Origin of the sequence: Geodermatophilus chilensis (assembly GCF_002802985.1) — a bacterium.
GTDB lineage: Bacteria > Actinomycetota > Actinomycetes > Mycobacteriales > Geodermatophilaceae > Geodermatophilus > Geodermatophilus chilensis.
Window position 1 is genome coordinate 1 of the sequence record NZ_NVPT01000276.1, and the last position, 3,753, is coordinate 3,753.

The window sequence follows — 3,753 nt, forward strand, 5'->3', positions numbered from 1 at the left end:
TTTGTCTATATCTACTGTTTTTTTCTCTACTGTTATTTTTTTTTTTTTCCCTCCCCCTCCCCCCTCCTCTCTCTCTTCCTCTCTCTTTTTCTCTTCCCTGGCTATCCCCTCCCTCCCTGTCCCCTCACACGCTGCGGCACTCCTTCGCCCCCCCCCTTCTCTCCTGGGGCGCCGACGTTCGCGTCGTGCAGGAGCTGCTCGGCCACGCCTCGGTGACCACCACGCAGGTCTACACGCTCGTCACCGTCGACCGGCTGCGCGAGGTGTACGCGAGCAGTCACCCCCGGGCGCTCACCTGACAGTCGTCGGCACATCCTCTCAGCGTATTGTGCCAACGAAATCGGCCCTCTGTGGCCCGTGGGTTGGCATGGGTCGCCAAGTCGACACGACATGCGGCGTGCCTCCTGGGTCATCACCGCCAGCGTCCCTACCGTCGGTGCATCCCGCGCGGCAGAACGGCTGACCGCACCGGCTGCGACGCCGGCGGGCACGAGGTGGAGGACACGACAGCGATGGCGATCCGAGGGGACGCGGCCGGCCAGGCCTTCGCGCTCCCGACCGACCCCGAGCCCGAGATGGGTGCTGCCGCCCCGCGGCTGGACCCGGCCCGCGCGCGCATGCGCCGGCTGCCCGACCCCAAGCCGCTGACCCAGCACGGCCCCGCGCGGATCATCGCGATGTGCAACCAGAAGGGCGGCGTCGGCAAGACGACGTCGACCATCAACCTGGGTGCCGCGCTGGTCGAGTACGGCCGCAAGGTGCTGCTCATCGACCTCGACCCGCAGGGGGCGCTGTCGGTGGGGCTCGGCGTCCCGGCGCAGAACCTGGACCGGACGATCTACAACGCCCTCATGGAGCGGCGCACCTCGCTCAAGGACGTGCGGGTGTCCACCGACATCCCCGGCCTGGACCTGGTGCCGAGCAACATCGACCTGTCGGCCGCCGAGGTGCAGCTGGTCAGCGAGGTGGCGCGGGAGCAGACGCTGCTGCGGGTACTCGCCGACGTCCGCGACGAGTACGACTACATCCTCATCGACTGCCAGCCCTCGCTGGGCCTGCTGACGGTCAACGCGCTGACCGCGGCGCAGGGCGTGGTCATCCCGCTGGAGTGCGAGTTCTTCTCGCTCCGCGGCGTGGCACTGCTCGTCGACACCATCGAGAAGGTCAAGGAGCGGCTCAACCCCGGGCTGGAGATCTCCGGGATCCTCGCCACGATGTACGACGCGCGCACCGTGCACTGCCGCGAGGTGTTCAGCCGGGTCGTCGAGGCCTTCGGCGACACCGTCTTCCGGACCGTCATCCAGCGGACCGTGCGCTTCCCGGAGACCACGGTCGCCGGCCAGCCGATCACCACCTGGGCGCCGACGTCCTCGGGCGCCTCGGCCTACCGCGACCTGGCGAAGGAGGTCCTGGCACTGTGACGCGTCGTCCCGTCCTCCCCGGCGCGGCCGAGCTGTTCCGTCGTACCGACGCCGCCCCGGCGCCGGAGGTCACCGAACTGCCCAGCATCAGTGCCACGGTGAGCTCGCCGGCGCTGCGCGGCGGGCCCGTGCGCCGCGGTGAGGGCGCGGCCGAGCCGGCCGCGCCGCTGACGCTGGTCCCCGGTGGTGCGGACGACGCCGACCCGCTGGCGGCCTTCCGCCAGCCCGCGCCGGCCGTGACGCCGGTCCGGCCCACCCGCGGCCGGGCGCAGCGCAGCGAGCGCGTCAAGCACGACGAGAAGATCACCGTCTACATCTCCGCCGAGGAGCTGCTCGCGCTGGAGAGCGCGCGGCTGACCCTGCGCGGCCAGCACGGGGTGGCCGCCGACCGCGGCCGGATCGTCCGGGAGGCGATCAACGTGCTGCTGGCCGACCTCGCCGAGCGCGGTGAGGACTCGGTCCTGGTCCAGCGCCTGAAGAAGTAGCGAGTGCCCTCCGCGTCGCGGTGACCGCCACCGTCGGTGACCGCTCCTAAGCTGACCGTGTGAGCGCGACGGACACCTCGGAGGTCGGCAGCGGGCGGTTCACCGTCCGGCTGGCGAACTTCGAGGGCCCGTTCGACCTGCTGCTGCAGCTGATCGGCAAGCACAAGCTCGACATCACCGAGATCGCGCTCTCCCAGGTCACCGACGAGTTCATCGCGCACCTGAACGCGCTCGGCGACGAGCTCGACCTCGACCAGGCCAGCGAGTTCCTCGTCGTCGCCGCCACGCTGCTCGACCTCAAGGCCGCCCGGCTGCTGCCGGCCGCGGAGGTGGAGGACGACGAGGACCTCGAGCTGCTGGAGGCCCGCGACCTGCTCTTCGCCCGGCTGCTGCAGTACCGGGCCTACAAGCGGGCCGCCGCGTTCCTGCGGGAGCGCGAGGCCGACGCCGTCCGCCGGTACCCCCGCGACGTCGCGCCCGAGCCCCGCTTCGCCGACCTGCTGCCCGAGGTGCTCCTCGGCGTCACCCCCGAGCAGTTCGCCGCGCTGGCCACGAAGGCGCTGACCCCCACGGCGCCGCCGACGGTCGGCGTCTCGCACCTGCACGCGCCGCCGGTGAGCGTCTCCGAGCAGCTCCTGCGTGTGCGCAACCAGCTCATGGACGCCGGGACGGCGAGCTTCCGGGCGCTGACCGCGGACTGCGCGCACACCCTCGAGGTGGTCGCCCGGTTCCTCGCCCTGCTGGAGCTCTACCGGCAGCAGCGGGTGGTGTTCGAGCAGCTGACCCCGCTCGGCGAGCTGCACGTGCGCTGGGTGGGTGGCGCGGACGCCGAGGCCGAGCTGCTGGTCGACGGGGAGTACGCATGAGCGAGGAGCGACCGCCGGTCTCGTGGGAGGCGCTCGCCGCCGAGCTGGCCGCCACCCGTGAGGAGGCCGAGCAGCGCGACGGCGCCGACCCGGCCACCTGGGACGCCGTCGCCGCCGAGCTGGCCGCCCGGGTCGCCGAGCGGCCGGCGCCGGAGGTCGAGCCCGACCCGGTCGAGGAGCCCGCGCCGCTGGCCCCGCCGGTCGCCGCCGTCCCGTCGGGCGAGCCGGAGCCCGAGCCGGGGCCGGAACCGGAGCCCGAGCCCGACCTCGACCCGGCCGCGCTCCGCGGTGGGCTGGAGGCGCTGCTGTTCGTCGCCGACACCCCGGTCGACGAGGTGACGCTGGCCGACGCCCTGCGCTGCTCCGTGCCGTGGGTGCGCACCCTGGTGGCCGAGCTCGCCGCCGACTACGACCGCCGCGGCGCCGGCATCACGCTGCGCCGGGTCGGGGAGGGCTGGCGGCTCTACACGCGGGAGCAGTACGCCGGCGTCGTCGAGCGCCACCTCGTCGACGGGCAGCGCAGCCGGCTCACCCAGGCGGCGCTGGAGACCCTCGCCGTCATCGCCTACCGGCAGCCGGTGACGCGGGCGCGGGTGTCGGCGATCCGCGGCGTCGGGGTGGACGGCGTCATGCGCACGTTGATCTCGCGCGGCCTGGTGTCGGAGGTCGGCAGCGACCCGGACAGCGGCGGCGGGCTGTACGCGACCACCCCGCTGTTCCTCGAGCGGCTCGGGCTGGAGAGCCTCGACGAGCTGCCGGAGCTGGGGCCGCTGCTGCCCGAACCGTCGTCCTTGCTGGACGAGCATCCCGACGCCTGAGAAAGGACCCCTCTGCCCCCGCCACTCGCAAGCTCGCGGCGGGACCCTGCAGAGGGCCGCCGTCGTTCCCCACCCCTCGAGCCCTGGGGCGGGCCGTGCGGCACCGGGAACGCCAGAGTCGGCGGACGGCGGCGCGCCGTCCCCAGGGCCGCACTGCCGGCGT

General features: G+C 73.0%; 5 protein-coding genes. All 5 read left to right on the top strand.

The features are described 5' to 3' along the window. Positions 1-116 precede the first annotated feature (116 nt). The 5 genes from CNO22_RS26120 to scpB all read left to right on the top strand — a co-directional run bounded on the left by CNO22_RS26120 (position 117) and on the right by scpB (position 3,590). A complete protein-coding gene (locus tag CNO22_RS26120) occupies positions 117-299 on the top strand; it encodes a tyrosine-type recombinase/integrase (protein WP_456298009.1) in 183 nt (60 codons plus the stop codon). A 213-nt stretch (positions 300-512) separates the two neighbouring features. After that, positions 513-1,421 (top strand): ParA family protein, encoded by a 909-nt coding sequence (locus tag CNO22_RS26125; RefSeq protein ID WP_100502158.1) that lies wholly within the window; start codon positions 513-515, stop codon positions 1,419-1,421. Beyond that, positions 1,418-1,906, top strand: coding sequence for a hypothetical protein (locus CNO22_RS26130; protein WP_100502159.1), 489 nt, complete (start codon positions 1,418-1,420; stop codon positions 1,904-1,906). Before CNO22_RS26125 ends, CNO22_RS26130 begins: the two co-directional genes overlap by 4 nt. A gap of 59 nt (positions 1,907-1,965) precedes the next feature. After that, positions 1,966-2,772, top strand: a complete 807-nt coding sequence (locus tag CNO22_RS26135) for a segregation and condensation protein A (RefSeq protein ID WP_100502160.1) — start codon at positions 1,966-1,968, stop codon at positions 2,770-2,772. After that, the gene (gene scpB, locus CNO22_RS26140) at positions 2,769-3,590 is read left to right on the top strand and encodes an SMC-Scp complex subunit ScpB (protein WP_100502161.1); all 822 of its coding nucleotides are present in this window, start codon (positions 2,769-2,771) and stop codon (positions 3,588-3,590) included. Before CNO22_RS26135 ends, scpB begins: the two co-directional genes overlap by 4 nt. Positions 3,591-3,753: the final 163 nt, after the last annotated feature.